Genomic DNA, 26,789 nt, shown 5'->3' with positions numbered 1-26,789 from the left:
GTCGCGATTTGTTTTCCGCTTTTTGGGCATTGGTCAAACTCAGTTCTAACTCTGTGCTAGTCTGAGTTTGACATCTTTTCTTTCCCCTCTTGACAAACCTCGACTTTTCTTAACTTGTCACGCATCGGGAGACCCGTCCAGTGGGGGACTTGGCTATTTTATGCTGTTTTAGTCGATCTCGGTGATGCGATCGCCGACGCATGTATATCTTCCTTTCGACCGCATTTCTTTAGAGATGATTTATCGTGGTCTTTATCATTTCTATGTCGCTCATCACAAGAGTTTAGCTACCGATCCTGAAAATAAAGATCTGGGAATTGTTAAATCTATTCGTAAACCATTCAAGAAATTGATTATTGACCCCTTCCCTGAGCAAGCGAGTAGGGAAGGGCCATTTTTCTTTGAGCCATCTGCTCAACCCTGCTTGACAACTGCACTTGCGCCTTAACTTGTCACGAATCGGGGAAACCGCCCAGTGGTGAGAGTGAGCGAGAGCGAAACCTCACCGAGCTGGGGGAGTGTCAAAGACTGCTCTAAACAGTGCGTTTGGCAACACACATAATTGATTGTGCCGCCGCTGGTGTATCTGGGTCGATACCGGACAATCTTTGCACCAGACGTCTTTTCCAAGACATTCTGCCAATTTGCCCTGCTAGTACTTCAATTCCTAGATCGTGATTGTGGGGGAACAGTTTCACTTCAAACCCCAGCGGCTCGAGGATTTGATAATATACTTCGGGCGTAATTCCATCTCCAGGATTTTGGTTATGGGTTTCTGTTGCCTGTCGGGCATTTCGATATTCTTCCGAAAGATAGTACTTACTTCTCATCGACCAGTAAAAGAAAAATCGGATCTCCCGTAAAAATAGCCCGAAACCGCGCAGATGCAGGGCACCACTTTGAGCATCTTTATCTGTTACCAGCAAGCCGCCAGGTTTGACCAATCTGGCAGCTTCTGCCAACACTTTTGCCATGTCATCGCAATGATGAATAGTGGCATTGGCAACCACTAAATCGGCACATCCATCTGCCAGGGGTAGATGTTGCGCGTCGGCCAGCAAGGGCGTGTAGCCAATTTGCCGAGCCATCTTCAAAGCTCCTGGTGAGATATCCACCCCAATTAAAACTTGAGGCGATCCACCAATGGTTGCATAGAGATTCCCAGGGCCACAACCGATATCGACGACAACTTTTCGATCCCAAGTCCCGGTCGCAGCTAGCCAGCGGTCTCGAAATATATCATGGCGATGACTGGTCTCAAAATATTCTTTACCCCAAATGGGATGCCCAAAAAAGTAGCTATTAGCTTTCATCCTCTCACTCAAGTGCGGAATCTCACAAGTCGGCAGCTGTTCTCGATCGAGAAAGACCTTGGCATCTGGATCTAGGTAGGGATTTAAAATGGATATTAACATTGAATTATTAGCTGTTTTCACGATCTATCCTCTCAATACAAAAGTACTTAAGATTGTTGAATTAGGTGATATGACTTAGCTATCTTTGTGAAATATTTATTGCCGATCTCGATAATTCAGACATCTTAACTCTTGGAGCATCCCACTTTTTATTGCTCTTGCGTAGAATAATGTATCAAGAACTACTCATCAGGCAGTTCAGCGATCGAGGTTATTTTTATCTGTTAGGATTTTAAAAAGTGAGATGCTCCCTTAACTCTGACTAAATACTATGGAAATATTAACTAATCTTACTCCATCATAAAAGACTACCTACATTTAAATTGTTAACTATAATACTAATTAATTATTAATACTTAGCTTAAATAAACTTAGCTTGATTTAATCGCTGTTCTTGCCATGACAAACCCAATATATAGGCAATTGAAAGCATATAACCAGGCTCTTCCATTTGAGTGAAAATCAAACCCATAATAAAGATACTCAGTAAAGTTACTTTGAGACTGTTATCTAATCCAAAGTGCTTCCAAGCCAAATAGCCTAGATATAAATACGATCCTAGTCCCAGTAGCCCCAAGTCTCCCCAAATTCCAGCCCATCCAAAAATCGGGCTGAACAGACTCGATCCGCTCGTGAGCCAGAAGTTGGCGACAAAATCCATAGCGTCAGCCCCAATGGTAGTTCTGGTCGATCCCAATGGTCCGAGAATAGCAGCAAAATCCCTCAGAAACCACGCGCCCAATCGACTCACCGTGTGTCCGGGACCGAGACCCAGCAGCCAATTTAGTGGGGATTGATAATAGCCTAAAATCGATCGAATTGAATAGAATTTAGCATACCAAGCTAGACCATCCGCACCATAGAGTTCGGGTCTAGCCCAGGAAGTATATGCCTTAAATGCTTCAACATTTTGGACACACCACAGACCGATCGATCCTAATGAGATTAATGCCGCCAAAAGTTTTAGGGTCTTGACGATATCTTCAATACTTAACACGATTAGTAGCATCCAAGCAAGTCCATAGGCCAGCACAATTTGCTTGGAATCAGAAAATAGAATATGCCAAAGTGCCGCACTGGCAACTGCAAGTTTTACGTACAAACTATCCTCACGGCGGTTAAAGAAGTAAAGCGCGAAGACAACCGATACCGTCGCCGAAACATAATTACCAGCTCCAGAAACAAAGAATACGCCCCCGCAGCCATCGGTGCCATTTAACCCACCAGCATAGATCCGACCAGCATCGATCGCTGGCTTCTGAATTGCTGCTAGCAAAAAATTGATTCCCACTCCCCAGTACAAAAAGTTTCTAACTTTGATAAATGATTTGAGTGACATGGAAATACAACTAATTGCCAGCAGAAATATAAAAGGTTCAGCCAGCATCATAAAACTGACGATCGCATTGATTAAGCCAGCATGATTTAGGAGGGCACTAGCAATCGTCACTCCAAATAATATTGATAGACCTATAATAAATGAATAGCAAATTGCAATTTGTTTTGGATCTTTAGTTCGAGTCGTCGTTATGGCAATTGCACACACAGCCGGAACTATAATAAAATGTAATAAATTTAGTAAAGATAAATGAATCGTTGATGCAACAATTCGCGCATAGAAAACTACAGCAAACGCTAATAAAATTAGAGTTGAGTTATTTAAGTATGCTTTTTTATCATTTTTTTGCATTTAAATCAATTCCGAATAGTAATTCAAATATTGGGTGGCAATTTCTTTAATTTCAAACCGAGCACAGTCATCATATCCAAGCGGCAATTCTGCTGTTAATGATTGAGCGATCGACTGTGACATATTCCCGACCGGATCGCCCATCAAGTCAAAATAAGTACAATTAGATGAACCAATTTCCCTGAAGATGGGGATATCAGAACAAACAACCTTACATGAGAAATATAAGGCTTCTACTAACGGGATACAGAATCCCTCCAGGGATGATGGAATTACAAATAGTTCACAGTTTTGATAGAGCCAGCACAGTTCACTATCATCAATTTCTGAGAGGATCGATACTGAATCAATTAGGGAAAGTTGCTCGATCGAGCGTACCAAGTTCTCGGTTTCAGGGCCGACACTCCCCACCACGATCAACCTGGTGTTGTCATTGAGCTTGCGCTCGTGCCTAAGTAAAGCGTAGGATTTAATTAATAGATCGATATTCTTATTCTTACGATGTTGACCCACGCACAGAATAAACGGACTACTGCTCTTATCTGCCAAAACTTTTAGTGGCTTTGCATTAACTAGAGTAAAGTCAACAATATTATAAATTACTTTTGCTTTTTGATGGCGGGAGGCGATCTCAGGAAAATAATATTCTAAATCTTCTAAGGTTGCCTGAGAAACACAGATAATCGCATCACTATTTTTGAGGCATTGTTGTAAAAACAACCGATTGAACAAAGCTTGTTTGTACCCAAAATTTTCTGGAATCTTATAAGGATATAGGTCGTGGACTGTGACGACAACAGGGCAGGAAATATATGCTCGTAAAAACGGTAACGGAAAAGATAGATGTACCAGATCTGGTTGAAGTTTTTTGACTAGCTTGGGTAAACCTAGTAAGAACCAAGCATTTCTGGCAATTGAGGTATTGTTGATGTCAATAGCTAAGGGCTGAATTTTATCAGAATTCAATAAAAAGGCAGTCTTGAAGTAATGCTGCTGCCAAGCACCAGTCACCAAAGTAATTTTGGTGACTTCATCGGTTTCCGCTAGACACCTAGCCAAATTAGCCGCGTGTCGGCAAACTCCGGTCGGTTTATCAGCTCGATGTAAAGCAACAATGAGAATGTGCATAGTAATTAAATAACCTAGCTAAATTGACAATCAGATTTTAAGGCTTCGTAAGTTTTAGCTAAATACTTGCCCCTAGCTTCCCAGGTATAGTGAGTTTTGACCCGAGCCTGCCCGATCTTGCCCATTTGCAATCGCAAATCCTGACTGGCGGCAACCTTTTGCATTGCCTCGGCCAAGTCTGCAACCGTTTGGACGGGATTTTTAGCCGAAATTTTAAAACCAGTAGCAGCGGTGACTTGTTGCGCGGGACCACCCAAATCTAGGCAAATTACCGGTCTCCCGGCGGCCATTGCCTCAAGACAGACAAACCCACCAGAATCATGTAAACTCGGATGCACCAAAGCCGAACATTGTCCCAGTTTGGTGAGTACTTCGCTGCGGGATTGTAGCCCCCAGATTTTGACTTGATGGGAGATGCCTAAATGTACTGCTAGTGCCTCAAGCCGCTGTTGCTCTGGACCTTCTCCCAAAATCCAATATTCGGCATCGACCAACTTGGCTTGGGCAAATGCTCGTAGCCCCAAGTGGAAACCTTTCCAGTGCAATAATCGCGCAATACTGATAAACCGCACCGTTGACTGGGTGGGTGGGGGGGATTGTGCTAGTCGTTCGATGTCTGATTGCGATAGGGCAATGCCTGTCGTAATCTCAACATGCGGTGCGCCCATTTGCCGCACCCGAATAGCAGTATCTTCGGTGGTGGCATAAGCGACTGTACTCAACTGCGCGGTTTTGCGTGCAAAGGGATCTAATTCTCCCCACGCCCGCCACAGCCAGCGGAGTGTTTCATAGAGTTTGTTTTTGAGGCTAAAGTCACTCCAAAATGGCAGTGGTGCTGATTCACCCCCGCCGACTGGCCCCCACACAAAGGGAATCGGTAAGAAAGACAGAAAACTGGGGCTAGAATACTTGACAAAAGTGACATGATGCACGATGTCAAAATCGATCTCGCGATGTAACTTGCGAGCGATGAAATATGCCTGAATTTGCCATAGATAGTAGTGAATTTGCATTGCACCTGACTGACCCCAGCGCATACTATCTTGCCAAAATGGCAGTGTAAAATAGACAAAATGTAAATTTGCGATCGGGTGAGCTGCTAATTGAGCTTCGATTGCTTGTTTGCTTTCATCTGGACGGGTCAACACCCAAACCTGATGGTATTTAGCAGCTTCGATAGCCACATTCCAACCAACGCCACGTTCCGATCCCACCCCCGGCTCACAAGAATAGGCAGACATCAGAATTTTCATATTTCCAGGTCTCCAATAAATCGAGACATATTTAGTTGAGTACGATCGAGCATAGCTGACATTTAGCAAACGCATTTGGCAATCGATGTAGCATAAGTTCGATCCCCAATGGGGATCGAACTAGTCAAATTACCCGTGTTTCCATCCGGTTCGGTTCCACCATATTTGCTTGAGTTTTAGTCTGGCGGCGGTTTCAATTGCTGACTAACCGAACCGGACTAAGAGGTATTTATCGTGTAGATGCCGGAATATTAACAATTCAAAGCTATGCGCCGATCGAATATTTAAATTGTGCCAGTTGGGTTGTGTAAGTAGACTTGAAGAAATATGAAGACCAGTAACAATCCATTTATTTATCATATGTACAATCGAGTCGATCTACATCCGCCATTACACTAGTTGTAGCAATCAGCACTACTAACTCCTATGGCCAACAATTAGGCTTAGTGGAGATTGGGCAAAGCCCACACTATGCTCACTGCCCGATGGTGAGCATAGTTCGATCTCATCAAGTGTCGCTCAAACCGCGCGTACTCAAGACCTGTTCGTATACTCTAGCCACCTGCTCGGCGGTCTGTTGCCAGCTAAAAAACTGAGATCTCAATAACCCCTTCGCTACTAGCTGGCGATAATAACTGGGATCTTGCTGAAGTTGGCAGACTGCGGCGACAATCGCTTCCACATCCACAGGATCGACTAAAATTGCGGCATCATCGACTACTTCTGGTAGAGATGAGACATTTGACGTAATTACTGGAGTGCCACAGGCCATCGCTTCGATAATTGTCAAGCCAAACCCTTCATATAAGGAGGGTGCAATCAGGACATCGGCGGCATTATAAATTTGGATCAGACGAGCTGTGTCTGGACTGCCCAGATCGAGGATATCTGACTCTAGATCGTGCGCTTGAATAAAAGCTTGCTGCTCCTTGGTAAATTTGTCACCCGTTCGCCATAAACAAACAGGGACACCCTTATCTTTGAGCATCTTTAAGGCTTTGAGCACTGTCAAGATATTTTTACGCAGATGCGTACTACCGACATTTAGCAAGCAAAAAGTAGCGGGAGATGGCATATATTGGCGGCGAATCTCGGTAACTTCCACACTTGGGAGCACGCGAAATTCGGTATTTAAACCATTGGGAATCACGGTCGTGCGTGCTGAATCGATCGCCAGGAAGTGGGTGAGATCTTGGGCCGTATTTGTCGAAACCGCAATCAGGCGATCGGCTTTTGCCATCCCCCTAACTGAATACTTCCAAGTAGCCATACTCAGTGCTGGCAACCGAGATTGATCTCGAAGAATTTCTGGATAGACAAACTGAACTAGATCGTGACAGGTGGCAACTACAGGCTTATTAGCTTGATGTAGCCTGTAGACGATATGACTTTCGCATTGGTCGATGACATGAAAAATATCAGCCTCCAAGCGGGCGACAGCGCGCGGATGCCGCCAAAAAGTTTCGTAATACTTTTTGATGCCGCTGCCCGAATTCCAGAGCTTGTCAGGGCTGTTCCAGGGAATGGGGGCAATTTCAGTAATTTCCCACTTAGGGCGGACTATTTTGAGGGCAGCCACGAGGTTGTCAGCATAGACATCCAGGCTAAATGTAGCACCGGGGACTCGTCGAACGATCGTTACGCGCATTAATTTTTTATTTCTAGATCGACATTATCGACATTATGTACGGACTGCTCGCCCCAGCCTTCATTCCAGATGAATGTATTTTTACGAGTAAATAGCCATATGCACCAAGTGACCGCAAAGATGACTGCTCCCAGTCCAGGAATATTTGCTAGATTAACAATTTGCGTCTTGCGCCGCATCGAAGGGGTTTTTTCACTAAGGCTACTCGATCGCACTCGATAGCGTAACAGCATTTTTGGGCATCTGGCTTTACTGACGTGGCCACTGGTACGAATCCACCATTCGCCAGCCTCTTCTTGGACGGAAAAAGGGACTTGATTAAATGGATGCGCTCTCATCACTGCTGTTTTGACCATCCAGGCTGAAGGCATGGGTAGATATAATGACATTGCAAATGCCCTGATTTTGCCCTGCTCGTTAGTGAGGTAGTTGTCAGCCCCCACAAAGTCACACCCAGTTATTTTGGCATAATTGAGTTGTGTCAGTGTCTTGCCCTGACACCAGACATCATCACCATCACAGTATGCTACCCACGGCAGCCGCACTTGTTGTAACGCCTGATTGCGGACAGCACCTAACGGCATGAGGGGAATTTGCAGCCGTTCTAATCTCGGATCGGAGATCAGATCGCCGAGTACAGCCTCGATCCAAGTATTCTGCTGTTCGATGCACAAGACAACTTGACCGATGCCCGGATCTGCGAGGATGGCCTCAACAGTATCACGCACAAATGGTTGCTCGGCATCAGTCATCGCTGTGACGATCGCCGCTACTTCTGGCTGACGATCGGGCTGGTTGTTAGACATTTGATTTACTCTTATATTTTCTGTAAATGGTCGGCTAATCTCAACGCAAACGCGACGATCGTCAACGTTGAATTAGCTTGCCCAGAAGTTACGAATACCGAACTACTGGCAACAAACAAATTATCAATCCCATGCACCTGACAGTCTGTGCCGACGACACCCATACTCGGCTCGGCGGACATCCGAGTAGTGCCAATCTGATGAAATCCATCTCCGGCTTGCTCCCAGACACTAGCGGCGGGATCTTCGGTTAGATACTTTAAATAACCACAGTTATTTTTTCTCAGATGTCGATCCCAATGTTGGTGCGCGCTTACCACGCTGTCGATGTCTTGCTGGGCAAACTGAAGATCGATCTTTAGCCGCAACATGCCTAGTTCATCGCGCTCGTCGGATAGACTCACTGTGCTATTCGGGTTGGGGATCTGTTCGCTGTGGTAGTGGAGCGGGTATTCATTGGCAGCATTATAGACAAATAATGCCGGAATTTTGCGTTTGGCGATATATCGCTCGTAACCAAACTGGGGTAGAAAGCTCATTGTTTGCTGGAAGTCCTTGAACACATTCCGCAGATGCGCCCGCTCGATCTGCCGACCTTCAGTACCAGTCGCCGCCGTTCGCATCGTTTTGGATGTCAAATAATTTTTCAAGATCGGCATATTTAAAGCTAAATACGCAGCAGATAGGATGCCATTTTGATGAGAAGGATCGCCAAATTTGGGAGATCCCAACCAAGCAACAGTGTTGGAGAGTTGCTGCTCGTGGAGAAACTCGCGGGTAAAGGAGAATCGACGACGGAGATAGATGTTGTCTGCATCTCGATCGAATCCAAATACCGTAGCTTGGGGCGGTGTCGTAAAATGTGCGACAGCGATGTCGCCTGAGAGATGTCCCATATAGAATCGACCCAACAGTCCACTCTGGTTGCCAATGCCCCCAGGATGCCGACGATCGGATGCCAGTAGCAATCGGGTGGTATTCAAGCCGCCTCCGGCGAGGACATATTTTTGGCATTTCACCTCAATTGTCTTCCTGCCCAAGGTCTGGGCGGAAAGTAATTCAACTCGATCTCCGGTTTCGTTTGTAGCAATTTCGGTACAAGTTAAGCCGTAGACTAGTTTGATCCGATCGGATTGTTTCAACTCGTTGAAGTATTCTTTCCCAAAGTTGGTTGGGAGCGACCATCGCTCTAGAGTAGAGGTAAGTACCTCGGCGTCTGGCAATCCAGGTACGATCGATTTCTGCTCGATATTTGGAATCTGCTCGATCTCAAATGCTGACTTGCCACAAAAGAAATAGTCACATGCCCTTTGAAAATAATCAGCGATTTCCTCATACACGATCGGCCAATCCGAATGTGGAATATAGTCTCGCCGATCGAAATCCACCCGATCGTATGGCAAACAACGTCCGCCCCAAATAATCGATGTCCCCCCCAATTGTCTGCGGGTGCATTCTGACATCGGCGCATGTCGCTGGGGATCGCAATAACTCGCTCTACCAAGATCTTGAATTGCTTCCGAAAAATTCAACCGTCCGCTTTCGATCAGCACGACTTCAAAGCCAGCCTTTGCCAATTCTAATGCCAGCACAATTCCGGCTGGCCCCGATCCAACGATCGCCAAGTCTGATGCGATCGTAGTCCGATCGTCGAGAGTTTCAGCATCGATAAACATTACTGTAATTGTGCCTGTAAGTTAATATATAGTTCGATTGAGTATGATACTAGCAATCTAAATGGACGACCAGTGTCGGCGATGAAAATAGTAGATCGCTAACCACCACAACACAAGAGTGCCCACTGCAAACAAAAATCCTCTAGTGGGATCCGATGCCCAGTTTGAGAAAAAATGCTCGTACAGCCAATGATAGGTTGATGGTGCTTGAGTCCCACTGCCCACGTGGGTTTTTTCCAACAATTGAATCATTAATTCTGAGCCAACAAACACAAAAATAGAATTTAAACCTAAGACTCGTACTGGATCGCTCCACCGACGATAACCGCGTACTTCAATTAACTCATAACAAGCTGCGAGTAAAAGTAACGCCAGTCCTACTGTAAACATTGCATAGGAGCTAGTCCACAGCTTTTTGTTAAATGGCAGCCAAAGACTCCAGAGTTGCCCCAGTCCGCTACTAGCTAGCCCAGATAATACCAGCGTCATACTCTGATGGGAACTCCGAATTTTGGTGGTGACTATTTCTGTCTGAAGCCAAGCTCCAGTAAAGTAACCGAACAGCACGATCGCGATCGTACTCATCATCCCAAAGCTACTCATGATGCCAAATGTGCCGATCTCGCCCCGCGCTGCATCAGCTTGAGATGCAGGGAGTGGAAAGGCAGTATAAGCGGCCCAATAACCGATTAATAACATTGCGGCGACTAGCCACTGTACTCTCCGTGGCAATGTGAGCACGATCGCCGCCGTCGCCAGATAAGCCAAACTAATCCGCTCTAGTACCCCTGTCAGCCCAAATGTGCCCCACTCATAAGTCCAAAAACCATTGAGTAGCAGCCCTAAGCCAAACAAGATCCCCGCCCGCCGCAGCAATCGCCAATATAACCATCTCCTGGGCTGACGAGCTTGGGTATATTTTGCCAGTGAAAAAGCCATCGCTACCCCGACGATAAATAAGAAGCAGGGAAATACCTCATCAGCCAAGGTACAACCATTCCAATCGGCATGGGCTAACCAGGGATGAATCGATGGCGCGAGACTCGCTGTATTGACGAGCAGCATCCCCGCGATCGTAATGCCGCGAAAAGCGTCCAGTGAATTGAGCCGAATCGATTTTGTGGCAGACATAGCGGCAATGACTTGGGCAAGAAGTCAGGAAGTGTGAATGGTGGATAGTGGATAGATCGATCGCTCAGACTCTAGCAACATCAGTTGATGTTTGGGTAATATTGGCAGTAGTAGGAGTTACTTTGGTTGCAAAATATTGCCCGATTACTACAATATTTCGCTCTACTTCATGGCGCGAGTAGCTTGGATAAGTTGGTAAATAAATTAACTCTCGCTCGACTTGTTGTGAATTGGGACAATCGCGATAAAATTCGCCGAACTGTGGTGAGTCAGCAGTATTGGTAAAATGTCCCGCTGCAATATCTCGCCCCTGCTCGAACATAAACTGAAGTAGTTCGGCGCGGTGAGCATAGAGAATGGGAAACCACAGGTAAGTATGAGATCGATCGAGTCGTAGTGGCGGTAAGATCAGCTCGTCAAACTCTTTTAGTCCCTCATAATAAAGCTGTGCGTATTCGATTCTGGTCTGAATATCGCGATCGACATTGTGCATCTGTAACAACCCCAGTCGCGCCTGGAATGGCGTGTACTGAGATTTGTATACCTCTGGCAAACTTGCCGCAGGTTGACTTTCCTGAGGCTTGCGGCGCACTCTCTTGTTGATAAATTCCAAGTCGTTAAGATAACTAAATCGGAGAATTGGATAAGTCAACAGTTGAAACAGCACGGGTAAACTAGCAATGTCATGGATTGCTCCTTTCTTGACTTTCTGGGCAATCCCTGGCAGCGGCGGATGCGAAAAATCGCGCAACTCCGCCCGAATCTTTGCCATGAGATCGGCTCGATTGGAAACTACCACTCCGCCCAACCACGTCGGCATATTTTTGTGCATTTCAAAACTAAATACACCAAGATCGCCAATCGTCCCGACGGGTTTGCCGTGTTCGGCAACTCCAAATGATTGGGCAGCATCTTCAATCATCGGCACATTCGCCCGATCGCAGATTTCCTTAATCCGATGTGCATCAGCGGCAAGTCCGTGGAGATGAGTAATCAAAATTGCCCCAGTATTGGGGGTAATTAGCCGCTCTACCTCAGCCGCCGCGATATTACATGTGTGAGCTTCGACATCGGCAAATACTGGCCGTCCGCCAGCAAATATCACCATGTTGATGACATCGCCAATAGTATAAGGTGATAGGATCACTTCTTGCCCAGGTGAGATCGTGGCTTTGACAGCGAGGTAGATGCCCAGCCGACATTGATAAACACAGACGGCCTCATCGGTACCAAATCGCTCTCTCAGTGCCCGCTCGAATGTCTCATTCGCCGATCGATCTTGCCGGAATCGTCCCCCGAGCAAATAGCCCAAGAACATCAGATAACTGTTGAGATTCGTGTAAAGTCGGTTCTTAGGATTGGGGCCAAAATTCAACATCTAGCTATTTTCTCCAGTAAATCTTTTGTTGATATTTTGAGCTGTAACAGCGGGTTAGAGCTGGGGGAGATCGATCGGTGTTTCACTGTTGTCGAGAACTTTCTGCCACAGCGCAATTAATCGCTGGGCAATCCGATCGTGACTGTAAAGTTGGTGTACTCGCATCAGGCCATGGTGTCCCGCCTCCTGTCGCCATTGAGAATCTGTAATCAGTCGTGCCAAAATATCAGTAAGTACACTGACATCTTCCTCTGGAAATACCAGATCGTTCCGACCGATAACATTAGGAATCTCGCCAGAATCTGAGCCGATGACTGGAATTCCCATCGACATCGCTTCAATCAACACATGTCCGAATTGCTCCTTCCAGGTGGCAGTCGATCGAGACGGTAATACCAATACATCAAATTGACTCAGTTCTGTGGGAGCTTGGCTGTGCGGCACTGCACCGCGCCAGGTGACAAGTTCGGTGATATGGAGATCCGCCGCAAGTTGCCTTAAAGCTGCTTCTTCAGGGCCAGAACCGCAGAGGATAATTTGACTAGCGATCCCCCGATCTCGTAATTTAGCTACAGCCGTAAAAATTAGATCGATACCTTTACTATGCGCCAACCGACCCAGAAAGCCAATCCGAAAAATGGCTGAATTAGTCGGTGCTGGTGCAAAAAACTGGGGATCTACTCCCATTTGGGGCATCACTTCCAGTAAGCCATGATAGTCCCATTCCTGCATGACTTTTGCTCCGTCTTGATTGCCTGCGATAATTGCCTTTGCGGTATTGAGAACAAATTGACAAATCTGCCACCGCGTTCGGGATAATTGGCGCGGTTGATTTTCCCAGCCAAATAGTACCATCGGTGTCCCCCTCACCCGCCCCAAGATCGCCGCCTCAAAAGCACACAGCGAGAAGACTTCAGTTTCAACTTGGATCAGATCCGGTTTGAAGTCTCGCATGACTTGCCAGAGTACCCACGGCGCATAAAAATATGCCCCAACTCTACCGCTAAATGTCACAGGAGCAGAATAGAGTTGAAGCTGAGGATAGGGGGATTCTAGTGGCAGCAACCGTCCCCACTCTAGTGCTTTCCAGTTGCTGGGGGCGAGTAGTCCAACTGTCACGCCAGCAACTTGGGCAACCGCAGCTAGCTTGCCTTGATTGACTCCCACGACGTAAGCATGACTAATAAACAGCACCCTGAGATCGCGAGGAGATGCGCTTGGAACTACAGATAAATCGATCGAGTGCTGCGCTGTCATCGTCTAAACTCCAAATAAATAGTTAGTTTTTAGCTTAGTTTGCGTTAGATATGCAACCATCACCCAACTAATCGCAAAACAACTTACTGAAAGCGTCAACATCGAAAAAATCGAGACTGATTCAGTGAGTTGGGGGATAACTTTGCTGAGGATGGGTTTAACTGCATACATCACAAATGGATGTAGCAAATAGATTCCAAACGAACACGAGCCGATACTGCTAATCAGATCGGCAATCTTATGATTACTAAAGTAGCCAGATATTGAAATACCGAAACAGAGTAACATAAATGCTACAATTAGCTCAGACAAGCCTCCCGGCAGGAATCTTTTTCCGAGTGTGTTACTCAAAATAAATAAAACTGCCAAAGCCACTACCACAGTGGCTTTAGACTTAAATAGTTTTTGAGTGAGATGTAGTTTGTTCAGCAGCAGTGCGATCGAAAAATAAGCCAAACATCGGATCGCCCAGGCAGTCTCGATCGCGCTAAACCTTACGATCGGGTATTTTTCGATATCGATCTTCAAATAAGTCGTTAAGCTTCCAAAAGCAATGCTAAAATCTTGTAGTTGAAACCCATTTTTAGAAACCTCAAGTAAACTGTATGAAATAGTACTAACTACCGCGATCGATATCAGCCCAAAAGTATTAATTCTCCATCTTACCAACAGTGGGATTACTAGTACCCACAAAGTTCCAGTCAATAATAGCGGTAAAAAATAGAGATGATAAGAAGCTCCACCAAAGAAAATAATCGATAAAGGATCTTGGAGTAATAGTTGTAGCCGTTCAGGTTTGTGAGCTAAACTAAAAATAAAGGCTCTAAAAGTAAAAAATATCATGCTCCACACTACATAAGGAATTAAAATCCGTTCCACCTTCGATCGCCAAAACCTAGCAGAATAAATCACATCTGGTTTAGCCGTCAAAAAATAGAAAGCTGTCGCCAGAAAAAATGGTACGGCAAAATAAAAAAATAGCCGAAATTCGATTGCCGCAGGATTGATCGGCAGCCCCCAAGTTTGGTCGCCTGAATGTACTAGAATTACGGCATAAGTTGATAATCCTCGGACGAGTTCGATCCCTAACAACTTTGGTTGTTTCATCTTCCAGAATCTAGAATAATATTTTCAAGTAGATTTATTTAGTAATCGCTCTGATTTTATTAACAGTCCAATCGATGAATTTTGGTCGAGCTTGTGGTGCATATAACCAGGTAATCGCTGGTGTAGCCAAAGGTAATGGTAGTAAACCAACCCAAATAAACCAAATACTATAAAATAATCGCTTTTGCCAGTTAAAATCTGAATACTTCCAGAGCGATCGAATGCCGCAATAAATTAAATTTACAGCGCGATCTTCAGGAATCGGGTGTGCGATCGGATCGAGCCGTAATGAGATAATTCGCGACCATAACCGACCGATCGATCTCTGTTCCAAATCGGCGGGATATTGATAACCAAATTCTTTAGCTTTGTGAACGATCAGGTCAAAGTTTTGAAGATCGTGTCGCACAAACCGCTGAAATTTGGCGGCTGTGACCGTCGATAATGCCCACTGATTGGAATCATGAATTCGGTAGGCACCCAACGGCTTATCGATCGCCGCCACCTTGCCATAAAAAGGCACCTGATATGACAGATAATCATCAGCCGTGAGCTTGTATTCGTCAGGGATCGGAAACAGTTTCTCCAGTGCATGACGATTTAGAGCATTACCACTGGTTGGCGTACTCACATAGCCACCTTTCTCCAAAATACCCTTCCACACCTCACCTTGAGCCAATGGTGATGTACCCTGCGGGGATGAGTATCCCAACGATTTACCAACTGTATCTACCACCATCAACCGATAATGCACCTTGGCAAGTTCGAGACTCCACACAGAGACAATGCGCTCGACCGCGTGCGGCAAGAGATAATCATCTGAATCTAAGAAGATGATAATATCGCCCTTACTACTCGCAAAACCACTATTAAAAGCTGCTGCCTGTTTGCCATTTGGCTGGAGGATCGATTTGATGCGACTGCCGTAACCAGCAATAATTTCACGGGATTTATCCGTAGAACCATCATCAACGACAATTACTTGGATCTGTTTATAGGTCTGATTTAAAGCACTATCGATCGCCTCTTTCAGAAAGCGATCGTAGTTATAGTTATTAATAATAATACTGACAGTTAGAGTTGGGTTCACAGGATTGTCTCCAGCAAATTTTTAACATGTAGTCCGGCAACTCGCCAATTTAGTCGCGACTCATATTCATTAAAAGCAGACAGAGCGAGTGCTTGGTAGTCTGCATAATCTCCAAATAAATTGGTAATGTAATCACAGTACTCAGAAATCTGGCTATCTGGGGCGAATAACCGACCATTGGCACCATTGCGAACGATCGTCGGGACACCACCTACCGTCGTCGATAAACAGGGTACTCCGAGGGCATTTGCTTCACTAAAGACGATCGGGGTGCAGTCTGCTAAAGTTGGTAAAATCAGAAAATGAGATTCGAGCAGTAGTTGGCTGATTCGATCTTGTCCGGCGGGGGTAGCTTTACTGATAAAGCCTAAAGGCTTCACAAAATCGGGGATCGGGGTATCGATGGCTGGGTCGCAACCAACGATCGTTAATTCAGTCGGCAATCCCAATTGGTTCAATTGTTTGGCTATTTCATAAGCGATATTGCCACCTTTTCTGACCCAATCTACGCCGAGAAATAGAAGCTTACAGCGATCTCTGGGTCGTGTGGCGATCTCATTTTGGATTGTTTTAGAAGTAAAAGGACTATTGATATTGGAGCCAAAGGAGACCACCTTGACCTTTGCTGGGTCAGCACCATAGTCGCGAATTGCCGACTCAGCCGCCCAGTCGGAAGAATAAATCGCTAACTGTGATTTTCGCAATGCCAGAGTTTCCATCTGATGCCAGTCGCGAATCGTCGAGTTGCTGAGATTGGAATAGATCGGGTAGAAATCTTTGATATTGGCAAAAGTTGCATCAGCCCAAAAAACGATCGGCTGACTACATTCGAGATAAGCAATCGGATTGACTGTCGCACTAAACACTATGTCCAACGGTGTCCGCGATCGATCGATCTTGTCACGAAGTTGATCGGCATAGGATCTCAGTCGCACTGGATTTGGATCGGTTTGGTAGTTTTTGCGATCGACTAATTTGTGATAGATCCGTTTTATCTTGAGGATGCCATTTAAGCCTAGTGGCTCGATGAGGGGACTGAGATAGTCTAAGGTAATTGATTGATTTTTAAGTGCCTGTGCAATGTAGTAACCCGTTCCCGACCACTCATTCGAGCCATTAAGTCTACTAGCATCATAGGTGGTCACATAAGCTAAATTCATGATAATTTACTTAATTTTCAGGATGAAATTACATTATGAAATTACATTGAGTTTGTCGATCGATCTTGCCCCAATACAACTTCTTTGTAGCTGCCCGCTTTAATGATTTTTCCCTGCTCAATTTGATAAATGCGATCGCAATGTTCGATCGTCGAAAGCCGATGAGCAATGATAATAACTGTATTACTGCCACTTAAAGCCTTCGTTGCCTCTGTCACCATCTGCTCGGTTTCAGTATCTAGTGCTGCTGTGGCTTCATCAAATACCAAGATTTGGCGTTGATGATAGAGTACGCGCGCAATTCCTACCCGCTGCCTTTGTCCGCCCGACAAGAGTACACCGCGTTCGCCAACAAGTGTCCCCAGACCATCGGGTAATTGTGCGACAACATCTTGCAACTGGGACATTTCGATGGCTTTGACTAGTCGATCTCGATCGATTAAATGGTCTGGCACTCCGAATGCAATATTGCGTTCTAGAGTGTCATCAGTCAGAAAAATTGTCTGAGGTACATAACCTAAGATATTTTGCCAAGCTCGGAGATCTTCATAGACCGAAATCCCATCAACCTCAATATCTCCCGAGTGCGGCTCGAACAGACCTAAAATTACATCTACCAAGGTTGTTTTTCCAGATCCAGATTTACCAATAATCCCGATCGATTGACCTTTACGAATTGCGAAAGAGATATCATCTAATGCCTGACGAGCGGTGTTGGGATATGCAAATGTGAGCTTGTTCAGAATAATTTGATGTTCAAACGACATCGATCGATCGTCACGGTCGGAGCTTAATAATTTTTGATGAGATCTGCCCCGATCGACACGAGCTGACTCACGTGCCTGTTCTAAGTTTTTGAGATCGAAGAATAACTTATCAACGGCAAAGGTATTAGATCTCACCATATTCAAGCTGGAAACCAAATTGCCAGAGGCTGGGAGCAGCCGGATCGATGCCAGCCCGAAAATGCCCAAGACACCACTGAGATTTTGACCGCTGTTGTTTAGGCTTACAAACAACAGGATAAAACCCACCAAAAATGTCAGCATAAATGCTTCAATCGCATAACGTGGCAGATTTCCGTAGCCCTGAGCTAGAGTGGCATTGGTCGCAAATTTCGCTGCTTGCTGCTCCATTTGGCGATCGAAATAAGATTCGCAGCCAATGACGCGAGTTTCTTTCAAGCCACCCAAACCGTGATTGAGAATCCGAATCATCTCACCAGAAGCTTGCCAGCCGTCTTGACTCCATCGAGCTAAGGACTGCTTCATCGCTCTGGACAGCGCAAACATCACGATCGCTAGCATCGCAATCAGAATTAATGCCATGGCGTTGGTCTGAACCAACAGAGCCATTAATGCAAATGTTACTAGCAAATTTGAGACCGATGTGAGCATTCCCATGACTACGCCGATACAGACATTATCAGTGGTAGTAGTGATATTCTGAATGAGTATTGCGGAATTCATGTTTAAGTGAAAGCTATATGGAGCTGCCAAATAAGCTTTCATCAACTTGCAAGACAAATCGCCTTTTAATTTGTATCCAAATTGAAAAACTGATTTTTGAGCGTGAAAGCTCAAAAATGCTTTCACATAGAAAGCCGCAATCACTATCAATCCCAAAGCTAGTAGAAATTGCGAGTCTGAGTTGAAGTTGAATTTTGTATAAGCTAGACTTAACCAGCTATTACTCCTAATCAAATCTGGATTGGTCGCGATCGCAATGAAAGGACCGATGATCCCAGTACCCAAAACTTCCAGCCCAGAAATAGAAATAAATGTAAAAATTATGATGACTAGCGATCGATGATGTCCCTGGGTCAGAAATAAAAGCTTAGATATCAATTTAATCATTTGTCATAACTTCCTGGTCATCAATATCAACTCTCACCTCGATCGGAAAGTTTGTTAAATTTGGTTTTGTAAATTTGGAGTGAACTGGATTGGCGATCGTCAAAAAAGTAATTATTACTGCTAATAAATTAGCCCACTATTGACTTTTTAGTTAAGCTCGATATTCTAGATCTGAGTGAGTAGATACTAGGACGCATTGAAATAAATGCTCGTCGAGCCTGTCGAAAAAGCTGTCGTTGCAAATTTGTCATACTACACCATTCTTGGTAAGCTGGCACTGCACTATTTAATAAAAAATCTTGCCATCTTTCCACCATAACCTCTGGCTGAGTTTCTTGGGCACGTTGCCACCCATTTTCAGCCATTCGATCGCGTAATTGAGGATCGGCTTTTAGTCTGGAGAGGGCCGCAATTACTTCTTCTAGCGAAGTTGCCTCTAAATAATCTAGATCGCTACTCCTTTCAGCCTGAAATGCTGACTCATGTCCCAAAATTGCCGGTACGCCTGAATGCCAAGCACTATAAAGTTTAGAAGCAGGCTTGCCGCGCCAATCATTTTCACGCCCCATGCTCCGAATTGCCAAAATTACATCGGTGCTACTATAGTCGTGCCATTCATCATGGTTGAGTTTTTTCTGAAATTTTAAGCCTAAATCCGTAAGTCGATCGTACCAAGCTGACGATCGAAACTCAGGGACTAAGTTTACCTCATTACCTAAAAAGGTCACATTTTCAAAGGTATCCCCCCGCTGGGAATCGCGGGGGATAATCGACGGTTGCGGCCAATGTGGTATAAAATGGCTCTCCCACAGTTCCAACGCCCGTCTCGGTATAGCTTGATGGGGATTTTGGACGACATGAAGCTGTGCGGCGGGATGTCTGTCCACATCTGCCCGCAAACACACCAGCAATAATTTAGCTCCAGGCTCAAAGGTATCTACCAAGTAGTCGCGATGCGTCACCACGATCCCTTCATTTGGCATTTCGGCCACCAACTGGCAGGGAAACCCAGCATCGTTGAGATAAAGATAGGTTTGCAATGTCCAAAAACAGCCACCGCTCTGCATCGGTGAGATCGAAGGCTGGGAACATTGCCACTGCCAATAGGAGCTAGCAGTTTGCGGCAAGCTACTGACACCTAGTTGAATGTGCGGGAAATAAAAATAAATTGGTGGTAAGTTTTGAGACATAGGAGACACGATCGACAGTAACAATCGGTTATGATTTGGTGCTAACAACTTGAATTTCTTGAATCGCTAAATTTAGTCCGCGCACATGTGCATCTTTAAATCGACGTTCGCGAGGATCTAATAGCCACCGTCGCACATAATTTAAAAGTTTGGCCTTCGGAGTATGGTTGATTGGGTACTTGCCCCGAAACGACTCTAGGATGGCGACAGAGTAAGATAGCCCTTCAATCAACTTTAATAGATACTCTTCTTGTAAGCGATTTGGTGGAATCAGATGTGTTAATTTCAGTGCCGAAAATATCCCCGTCCCAAAACCCAGATCGCAAGCTGTATATGCCAAATCGATATCTTCGCAAGCTGCGAGCGTTTTACCCGTCCGACCTAATTTAGCGCGGCGCGGATCTGTCTCAATTAGATGAGCGTACTTCTGGGCAACAGTCTTACGCACACAGAAACCCGCACCATAAGGGGTTGTCTCATCCTGATGGATTAAATTCGACCATTTATCCTCGTCGAACTCCCTGATTGCCAATTTGCACCAAAACGGCTGCGTCCAGGCTGGCGGCGGCTCCTCAAATTCAGCCACAGCTTGCCCGCCCCAAGCTCCCAGAATCGGCCATTTAGTACCGATCTGGTGGGCAATTTCTAAATAGTCTGAGTCCAAAACGTTGTCATCATCTACAAATACTAAGGTGTCAGCTTGTGCTGCTTGAATGCCACACAGACGAGCTGGTGTCAGCCCCAGTCGCTCCTCTCGAACGTGACGAGCATGAGGATGCCAACTGAGATCGACACGCCCGCAAAGTGTTTGAGTGCTGGCATTATCGACGATTAATAATTCCCACTCTGTCATCGGCAACGTCTGCGATTTCAACGCTGAGAGGACTCGATCGAAATATTCAATTCTGGGATTGTGTGTGCAGATAATTACACTCAAAACAGGTTTCATTTACACTGCCTCCGATGAATCGAGTAGCCATGACCGCATATACAACCTCGGAGATCGCGATCGAATAAATAATTATAAGATAAGAGGATCGTGTTCATCGTCGATTGACTGCCAGTTTTAAATTATGTGTGTTCAAGATAATAATTCTGCGGGAGCTTTAGTCGCCAATTCTGTAAAAAAATTGAGTAACTTAGGGTGTCGGTCGTATTGATGGATTACTGCTGGATATCGATTCCCGACCTTTACTAACTCTTGGCGATAATCAATCTCTAGTCCAGCAGCATCTTCAAGGCTAACTGTAGTAATAATTCCCTGCTGATTAGAAGTTAGTTCGAGTTCGAGTTCTTTTTCAAAAATTAAGTAAATATGGGCAGCTTGATCGTAGCCAAAATCTTGAAAGATCATTTGTGGGAGATGTCTCCACATCTCATCGCACAGTGCGGTCAAATAATCCTCAATTTTTGCTGCCGTTCCCAGTGTCACACCAGCACAGACAACTGGATTATCTGCAACTCTCTGCAAAACATCTCGACCATAAGCCGCCTCGATCCACTTGGATGTATAGCGTTCATTTTTGATAATTTCTGGCTCGATTCCAGAAATTAATTGCTCATCCACCAGCCTAAATGGGTTTTGTTGAATCACTACATCCCGACAATCTGTGAGTAAGACATTTTCAAAAATATTGGAGTGAGATTTCAAGACTTGGAGAGCAATAAAAAACCGCTCGTGAACGATTCGCACTGCTAATTGACCGATCGATCTCAATGGCACAAACATCGATGAGTAGCTACTTTTACTCAACTGTTGCGCCAACCAAGTGTAGGTAGGGCGGGTGCGATAATTAGCCAATCTCGAAAACTGTTTGCGGATGGCTGCATTGATATAGATCGGACAGACAAACGGATACTTAGCTCGGATTTTTTCGATCGACTGGCGATCTCGCCGATAGACAATCAGAAAAACCGTAGTATTAGGGCAATTTTTCTCGACCGACCAAAGAAAAATCTGGATATCTGATTGGGTATAGCCTGTAGCTGCCGTAATAATTGCATTCATACGTTCTTGCCTGAAATACATAATTTTGGAATCACTGTACTAGAGCATCAAGACTCTATGTGTCGAATCTTGATGCTCGCTCAATTAGCTCAGATTAGGCTGGTTTCCACCGACCGATGTCACCACCGTAGAGGCTAGCGTAGTAGAGATTGCCATCAGGGCCAGTCTGCATCTTCACGATATAGGGCAAGTTGTCAAATACTTGAGTAGATTTGACAGTGCCATTTGGATTAAAGAATGTTGTATATACAGTACCCAATCCCACATCGTTATAGAACAGTGCGCCATTATAAATTGATGGTAAGGTGTTCCCAGTATAGAAATCACCCATGATTAGGGCTGTAGTAGCTCGTCCGTCCGCGTTCTGACTAGCAGCGTGGTTGCGAGTCAATAATGGCCCTGTAACCGTTTGTCCGCTGTTGTAAAAGGCTTGAGCTTGAGGTAGAGTGCTATATCCCAAATTTTGGGATGGGCCTTCAAAGTAAGGCCAACCAAAGTTAGCTCCTTTCGTGGCGACATCGATCTCCTCCCAAGTATTCCAACCGACATCGCCAAGATAGGGAGTACCTGTAGTGGGGTTGATGGTAAAACGGAAGGGATTCCGCAGACCTAGACTCCAAACTTTCGATCGATTGCTGTCGAGATTACCATTGGTAAACGGATTGTCCGCATAGCCTTCTCCGGTAAGGGGATTAATCCGTAACAGTTTGCCAGATAAATTATCGACATCCTGAACGCGAGTTGACCGCCAGTCCACTCCATTGTATGAAGTTCCATCCCCAACTGTCACAAACAAAGATCCGTCTAACCCAAATTTTAGCTGCCCGACACTATGGCTGGTACTATCTCCGGCCAAGTAGTCACGGATATTATTGTTGTTCTCAAAGTTAGTATCAGTGGCAGAATAATCCCGACCAATGTTGCTATCATCTGGGTCTTCAATCAGGCTAGCTAGCGGAGTAATCGTCGAACCATTAGCAATCCCAGAGGGGAGGGTACTAAAGTCAATATTACTATCCACGTCGGGACGGCTCGTGTACTGCCAAAGACTATTCTTGCCTAGCAATACCACTTCACTGTTGGCTAATGCTGTGGTGTAGTTTGTGGATGGGTCAGCAGTGACCCGAATCAGGCGGGCGGGGCGATTGCCACTGCCATCGGGAGCGGCTAAACCAGTCTGCCCCTGAGTTTGTGGGGGATCGTAGGTGAACAGGAGATAAACATAATCTCGACCTTGATTTTTGCCAAAGGACGGATCGACAGCCAGCCCTAGCAGTCCGCGATCTGCGACATTATTGACCTGACTGGAGATATCGATAAAGGGTGTAGACCTCAGCCCTGGACTCAACGGTAATGGTACTGGGGTAATGTTGATAGGAGTCTGAACAACAGTTCTGACTACGCCACTTTGTTCGGCGACGAACATTAATCGACCATCTGGCGACCAATCAAAGTTAGTGGGCTGGTTCAATCCACCCACAACCTGCTCCCGTGGTAATGCGACTAATGGAGGAGGTGGGGGCGTGTATGCGCCCACTACTAGTTGGGCTGATGCCCAGTCACCGTGATCGGAACCCCCACCATTGCCGCTATCATTAACGATTAGTGTCAAAGTTTGTTTGCCTGTGACATCGACATTTGCCAACTGCGTATTACTGAGGCCTGTCATGACTCCACTGTCGAATAGTAACAACCCATCTGCCAAAATTTGGAAGACGATGGAGCCGTTGACACCAACTTCATCATCGACCCCAACATAGGCAAAGAAGCTATTATAAGCTCCGCCGAGATTGTAGGTAATCTGCGAGTTGGCGTGGACACCGACACCTTTGGCATAGGAGACCCCACCCAGTGATAGGGTGGCACCATCGCCTGCGGCTTGTTCGCCGTTGCTTTTATCGCGTTCGACTGGCCCCCAGCCATTGGTTGACGTGGCAAAAGGCAGATCGCTCAGATAGGTTAAGACTGGCCCAGCATTATCTTTAATGGCAATTGAGGCAGTCCGCGAGGGGCCAAGATCGGCACCTGTCGGATTCTGGATCAACAGACTGACCGTTTTATCCGTGTTGGGCGTATTATCGTTGAGAGTCTGGACGGCGATCGTTTTTTGGGTTTCGCCCGGTGCGAAGGTCAAGGTAGCTAGCGGCAACGGTACATAATTGACATTAGGAACGGCAGTTGAGTTACCGCCAGTAAAATACTCGAGCGTTGCTGTGCCAGTTGTATCGCCCTGTCGATTAATGAGAATGTTGACAATCCCACCTTCTGTCACCTGAGAGCTATTGTTACCAACTACGAAGATCGATTCTACCGTGTTTTGAAAGGTGCCGAGTAGGGTGTCAGCCGTTGTGGTGTTACCAAGTGTATCTCGCACTTCCCCCGCAAATAGAGTCGCGGTGTAGGTGCCTCGATCGTTCCAATTCCAGATGCCATCGGGTGCTGTAATCTGATACGTAGCTGTTACCGATGGATTGTTCGTGTTGGGCGTGACGCTGACTAGTTGGGCGAGTTGGGAAAATCCATTTGGCCCAGTCACCCGGATATCGCTGCTGGACGTGGTGCCATTAATAGTACTGACATTGACCGCAGTGGCATCTGTATAGACCACACTAAAGGTATAAGGGGCAGAAATGCTGGTATTAATTGTTGCGGCAGTTAAGGTCGGTGTTGGGGGGCTATTATCGGGGCCTACTGGTGCTGATGTCAATCGCGCATTCGCCCAGTCACCATGATCGGAGGCAATGCCATTCCCCCCATCCGTTACGATCAATCTGAGGTTTTGCTTACCAGTAACATCCACATCGACGGTTTTGGTCGCCGTTGCACCTGTCATCAGGCCACTATCATAAATCTGGACACCATCAGCCAATACTTGAAACACCACCGAGCCATTATTGCCGACTTCATCATCTACGCCAATATCGGATCTAAACCGATTGTAATTTCCGCCCAAGGCGTAAGTCGTATCCGAGCCAGCGTGAACTCCCAATCCTTTGGCATAAGTCACACCATTTAGCGTCAAGGTGTTGCCGTCAGTGGCACCTTGTTCGCCGTTGGATTTATCTCGTTCGATCGCTCCATATCCATTAGTTGCGGCGGTTGCGGTTAAGTCACTCAGGAATGTGGTGGTAGTATTGCTCACCGCTACAGAGAAAGTGCCTAAAGTAGCCGCAGCCAGCGGATTAGTGCTAGTGTCCCTAACTTGGTTACTTTGCGCTGCTACGGTATAAGTCCCAGCTTCATTGGCATCCCAGCCGCCACCTGGTGGTGCAATCCTATATGTTGCCGTCACTGGCGAACCATTAGTAGTGGGAGTCGCACTGATAAAGGTGGCGAGTTGAGAGTAGCTATTTGGCCCAGTCACTAATAGGTCAGTCGAATCAAGAGTACTTACATTCACTGCCGCGTTGTCGCTGTAAGTGACGGTGAAGGTATAAGGAGTCGTGCTATTGGGTGTGGTGGTAAAAGGGTTGGCTGTGAGAGTGGCAGTAGGTGCGGTGGTATCTGGTGCGGGTGGTCCACTCTCTAAGCGGGCATTCGCCCAGTCAGCATGATCGGAGGCGACCCCATTGCCACCATCGGTAACGATCAATCTGAGGTTTTGTTTGCCCGTGACATCTAAGTCTAAGGTTTTGGTCGCCGTCGCACCTGTCATCAAGCCACTATCATAAATCTGGACACCATCGGCCAATACTTGGAAGACAACCGAACCGTTATTGCCGACTTCATCGTCTACGCCGATATCAGAGATGAACCGAGTATAGTTGCCACCTAGTGCGTAGGTGGTATCAGAACTTGCATGGACTCCCAATCCTTTGGCATAAGTTACACCATTGAGCGTTAAGGTGTTACCATCAGTGGCACCTTGTTCGCCGTTGGATTTATCTCGTTCGATCGCGCCCCAACCATTGGTAGCGGCGGTTGCGGTTAAATCGCTCAGGAATATGGTGGCTAATAGTCCGCTGTATGTGTTGATGAAAGATGATGAGAATGGACTTTGTGTTTCGATCGAGCCTGTGGCGTACTCTAGATTCCAGTTACCGCCTCTAGCAGCATTACCAGTCAGATCTCTAGATGCGGCCACGTCGGCACCTGTTAAATTACCGATCTTGTCGATGAAGGCTTGTCCAGATGCTCCCGCAGCAACATTACAGCCGTAAATCAGGATATCTGCTTCTGAGCTGAGAGCTGTTTTCCACTGCTGGAGATCGTGGGTATATTGTGATAGGGAGTTGGCGTTGAGCGAACTGTTTCCCAGTTGCAGATTGGCAACACTTCCGTGGGAGATAATATCAATGCCTGATAATCCCCGATAGTTTTTGAGAGCTTCAGTGATTTGGGTTATCCCGTCACGGGTGGGATCTAAGAAGATTTTGACATCCGACTTGAGGTTTGCCATTACCGATCTGGCATCATCAATACTAGGATCGACAAACGCAATTGTGTGCGGACTAATTAAGTTACGCCCAGAAATTGGTGGCAATGCTAACGGGTTGGCGAATTGCTGCGGTGTTAGGAGCGATTCAACTGTCTGGTTCGCAAAATAATTATCTGAGTTCATAACACTTTCTATGTTGTTTGGGATAAATGTAAGCTGCCTCGATCTTTAGATCGCATCTAAGATTTTTTAGAGAGGTATAGTGTATGGATAAATGTTAATTAGATGTTTGACAGCTTATGGTCTAACGATCGCCACTTTCTAAAAAGATATTGTCGGTAGCAAGAGACGAATCTCCGATCGAGAAGTAAATTACGATCGACATCAATATCGCTGCTAAATTTAATGTGGAGGAGATCGCTAAATTGTGTCGATGCAAATTATCTTTACAACTAGAGTGACAACATAGCTAGACTGAAGTAAATCAAACGATCGAAGTAGTAAAGTTGCACTTAACCGATCGTCTAACTTGAGGCTCGATCGAGGCTTATGCCATGACTGTTCACCTGCATCTTGCGAATGTGCTGTGACCTAACTATCGTATCAAAGACTCTTAAA

The 26,789-nt window shown here is 45.8% G+C and carries 18 protein-coding genes and 1 pseudogene; 1 reads left to right on the top strand and 18 read right to left on the bottom strand.

All coding sequences use genetic code 11. The annotated features are described in order from the left end of the window. Positions 1 to 141: 141 nt before the first annotated feature. Positions 142 to 448, top strand: a pseudogene (locus ACEW9J_RS08595) (IS4 family transposase); the annotation flags it as partial. An 85-nt stretch (positions 449 to 533) separates the two neighbouring features. Here the strand turns inward: ACEW9J_RS08595 and ACEW9J_RS08590 are convergent. The 18 genes from ACEW9J_RS08590 to ACEW9J_RS08505 form a co-directional block, all read right to left on the bottom strand. Further along, positions 534 to 1,415 (bottom strand): class I SAM-dependent methyltransferase, encoded by an 882-nt coding sequence (locus ACEW9J_RS08590; protein WP_373544720.1) that lies wholly within the window; start codon positions 1,413 to 1,415, stop codon positions 534 to 536. Between the two features lie 361 nt (positions 1,416 to 1,776). Continuing rightward, positions 1,777 to 3,105: a hypothetical protein gene (locus tag ACEW9J_RS08585; RefSeq protein WP_373544719.1), complete on the bottom strand. Its 1,329-nt coding sequence runs from the start codon at positions 3,103 to 3,105 to the stop codon at positions 1,777 to 1,779. After that, on the bottom strand, positions 3,106 to 4,233 hold the full coding sequence (locus ACEW9J_RS08580) for a glycosyltransferase family 4 protein (protein WP_373544718.1): 1,128 nt from the start codon (positions 4,231 to 4,233) through the stop codon (positions 3,106 to 3,108). Positions 4,234 to 4,247: 14 nt separating this feature from the next. Continuing rightward, complete coding sequence (locus ACEW9J_RS08575) at positions 4,248 to 5,486, bottom strand: glycosyltransferase family 4 protein (protein WP_373544722.1); 1,239 nt, start codon at positions 5,484 to 5,486, stop codon at positions 4,248 to 4,250. A 508-nt stretch (positions 5,487 to 5,994) separates the two neighbouring features. Continuing rightward, complete coding sequence (locus ACEW9J_RS08570; RefSeq protein ID WP_373544717.1) at positions 5,995 to 7,134, bottom strand: glycosyltransferase family 4 protein; 1,140 nt, start codon at positions 7,132 to 7,134, stop codon at positions 5,995 to 5,997. Continuing rightward, positions 7,134 to 7,940 carry a family 2 glycosyl transferase gene (locus tag ACEW9J_RS08565; protein WP_373544716.1) on the bottom strand — a complete coding sequence of 269 codons (807 nt, stop codon included), beginning with the start codon at positions 7,938 to 7,940 and terminating at the stop codon, positions 7,134 to 7,136. Before ACEW9J_RS08565 ends, ACEW9J_RS08570 begins: the two co-directional genes overlap by 1 nt. An 11-nt stretch (positions 7,941 to 7,951) precedes the next feature. Then, entirely contained in the window at positions 7,952 to 9,616 is a 1,665-nt protein-coding gene (locus tag ACEW9J_RS08560; RefSeq protein ID WP_373544715.1) for a GMC oxidoreductase, read from the bottom strand. Positions 9,617 to 9,673: 57 nt separating this feature from the next. Next, positions 9,674 to 10,729: an acyltransferase family protein gene (locus ACEW9J_RS08555; protein ID WP_373544721.1), complete on the bottom strand. Its 1,056-nt coding sequence runs from the start codon at positions 10,727 to 10,729 to the stop codon at positions 9,674 to 9,676. 82 nt (positions 10,730 to 10,811) lie between these two features. Continuing rightward, positions 10,812 to 12,125, bottom strand: a complete 1,314-nt coding sequence (locus tag ACEW9J_RS08550) for a DegT/DnrJ/EryC1/StrS family aminotransferase (protein WP_373544714.1) — start codon at positions 12,123 to 12,125, stop codon at positions 10,812 to 10,814. Between the two features lie 54 nt (positions 12,126 to 12,179). Beyond that, the gene (locus ACEW9J_RS08545) at positions 12,180 to 13,382 is read right to left on the bottom strand and encodes a glycosyltransferase (protein WP_373544713.1); all 1,203 of its coding nucleotides are present in this window, start codon (positions 13,380 to 13,382) and stop codon (positions 12,180 to 12,182) included. A 3-nt stretch (positions 13,383 to 13,385) separates the two neighbouring features. Further along, positions 13,386 to 14,489 carry an acyltransferase family protein gene (locus ACEW9J_RS08540; RefSeq protein ID WP_373544712.1) on the bottom strand — a complete coding sequence of 368 codons (1,104 nt, stop codon included), beginning with the start codon at positions 14,487 to 14,489 and terminating at the stop codon, positions 13,386 to 13,388. 34 nt (positions 14,490 to 14,523) lie between these two features. Then, positions 14,524 to 15,579: a glycosyltransferase gene (locus ACEW9J_RS08535; protein ID WP_373544711.1), complete on the bottom strand. Its 1,056-nt coding sequence runs from the start codon at positions 15,577 to 15,579 to the stop codon at positions 14,524 to 14,526. Beyond that, positions 15,576 to 16,739 (bottom strand): glycosyltransferase family 4 protein, encoded by a 1,164-nt coding sequence (locus ACEW9J_RS08530; protein WP_373544710.1) that lies wholly within the window; start codon positions 16,737 to 16,739, stop codon positions 15,576 to 15,578. The genes ACEW9J_RS08535 and ACEW9J_RS08530 overlap by 4 nt, the downstream gene beginning before the upstream one ends. Before the next feature lie 41 nt (positions 16,740 to 16,780). Then, positions 16,781 to 18,595 (bottom strand): ABC transporter ATP-binding protein, encoded by a 1,815-nt coding sequence (locus ACEW9J_RS08525; protein ID WP_373544709.1) that lies wholly within the window; start codon positions 18,593 to 18,595, stop codon positions 16,781 to 16,783. Between the two features lie 128 nt (positions 18,596 to 18,723). Beyond that, positions 18,724 to 19,785 carry a glycosyltransferase gene (locus ACEW9J_RS08520; protein WP_373544708.1) on the bottom strand — a complete coding sequence of 354 codons (1,062 nt, stop codon included), beginning with the start codon at positions 19,783 to 19,785 and terminating at the stop codon, positions 18,724 to 18,726. A 28-nt stretch (positions 19,786 to 19,813) separates the two neighbouring features. Beyond that, positions 19,814 to 20,734: a glycosyltransferase gene (locus ACEW9J_RS08515; protein WP_373544707.1), complete on the bottom strand. Its 921-nt coding sequence runs from the start codon at positions 20,732 to 20,734 to the stop codon at positions 19,814 to 19,816. Between the two features lie 132 nt (positions 20,735 to 20,866). Beyond that, positions 20,867 to 21,793, bottom strand: coding sequence for a hypothetical protein (locus tag ACEW9J_RS08510; protein ID WP_373544706.1), 927 nt, complete (start codon positions 21,791 to 21,793; stop codon positions 20,867 to 20,869). Between the two features lie 94 nt (positions 21,794 to 21,887). After that, positions 21,888 to 26,354, bottom strand: coding sequence for an NPCBM/NEW2 domain-containing protein (locus tag ACEW9J_RS08505; RefSeq protein ID WP_373544705.1), 4,467 nt, complete (start codon positions 26,352 to 26,354; stop codon positions 21,888 to 21,890). Positions 26,355 to 26,789 lie beyond the last annotated feature (435 nt).

Origin of the sequence: Chamaesiphon sp. (assembly GCF_041737865.1) — a bacterium.
Lineage (GTDB): Bacteria > Cyanobacteriota > Cyanobacteriia > Cyanobacteriales > Chamaesiphonaceae > Chamaesiphon.
This window is presented reverse-complemented; position numbering and strand designations above follow the sequence as displayed.

Bases quoted from the DNA above. Each gene is read 5' to 3' on its own strand.
- ACEW9J_RS08590 (WP_373544720.1), bottom strand. From the start codon at position 1,415: ATGTTAATATCCATTTTAAATCCCTACCTAGATCCAGATGCCAAGGTC.
- ACEW9J_RS08585 (WP_373544719.1), bottom strand. From the start codon at position 3,105: ATGCAAAAAAATGATAAAAAAGCATACTTAAATAACTCAACTCTAATT.
- ACEW9J_RS08580 (WP_373544718.1), bottom strand. From the start codon at position 4,233: ATGCACATTCTCATTGTTGCTTTACATCGAGCTGATAAACCGACCGGA.
- ACEW9J_RS08575 (WP_373544722.1), bottom strand. From the start codon at position 5,486: ATGAAAATTCTGATGTCTGCCTATTCTTGTGAGCCGGGGGTGGGATCG.
- ACEW9J_RS08570 (WP_373544717.1), bottom strand. From the start codon at position 7,134: ATGCGCGTAACGATCGTTCGACGAGTCCCCGGTGCTACATTTAGCCTG.
- ACEW9J_RS08565 (WP_373544716.1), bottom strand. From the start codon at position 7,940: ATGTCTAACAACCAGCCCGATCGTCAGCCAGAAGTAGCGGCGATCGTC.
- ACEW9J_RS08560 (WP_373544715.1), bottom strand. From the start codon at position 9,616: ATGTTTATCGATGCTGAAACTCTCGACGATCGGACTACGATCGCATCA.
- ACEW9J_RS08550 (WP_373544714.1), bottom strand. From the start codon at position 12,125: ATGTTGAATTTTGGCCCCAATCCTAAGAACCGACTTTACACGAATCTC.
- ACEW9J_RS08545 (WP_373544713.1), bottom strand. From the start codon at position 13,382: ATGACAGCGCAGCACTCGATCGATTTATCTGTAGTTCCAAGCGCATCT.
- ACEW9J_RS08540 (WP_373544712.1), bottom strand. From the start codon at position 14,489: ATGAAACAACCAAAGTTGTTAGGGATCGAACTCGTCCGAGGATTATCA.
- ACEW9J_RS08530 (WP_373544710.1), bottom strand. From the start codon at position 16,739: ATGAATTTAGCTTATGTGACCACCTATGATGCTAGTAGACTTAATGGC.
- ACEW9J_RS08525 (WP_373544709.1), bottom strand. From the start codon at position 18,595: ATGATTAAATTGATATCTAAGCTTTTATTTCTGACCCAGGGACATCAT.
- ACEW9J_RS08520 (WP_373544708.1), bottom strand. From the start codon at position 19,785: ATGTCTCAAAACTTACCACCAATTTATTTTTATTTCCCGCACATTCAA.
- ACEW9J_RS08515 (WP_373544707.1), bottom strand. From the start codon at position 20,734: ATGAAACCTGTTTTGAGTGTAATTATCTGCACACACAATCCCAGAATT.
- ACEW9J_RS08510 (WP_373544706.1), bottom strand. From the start codon at position 21,793: ATGAATGCAATTATTACGGCAGCTACAGGCTATACCCAATCAGATATC.
- ACEW9J_RS08505 (WP_373544705.1), bottom strand. From the start codon at position 26,354: ATGAACTCAGATAATTATTTTGCGAACCAGACAGTTGAATCGCTCCTA.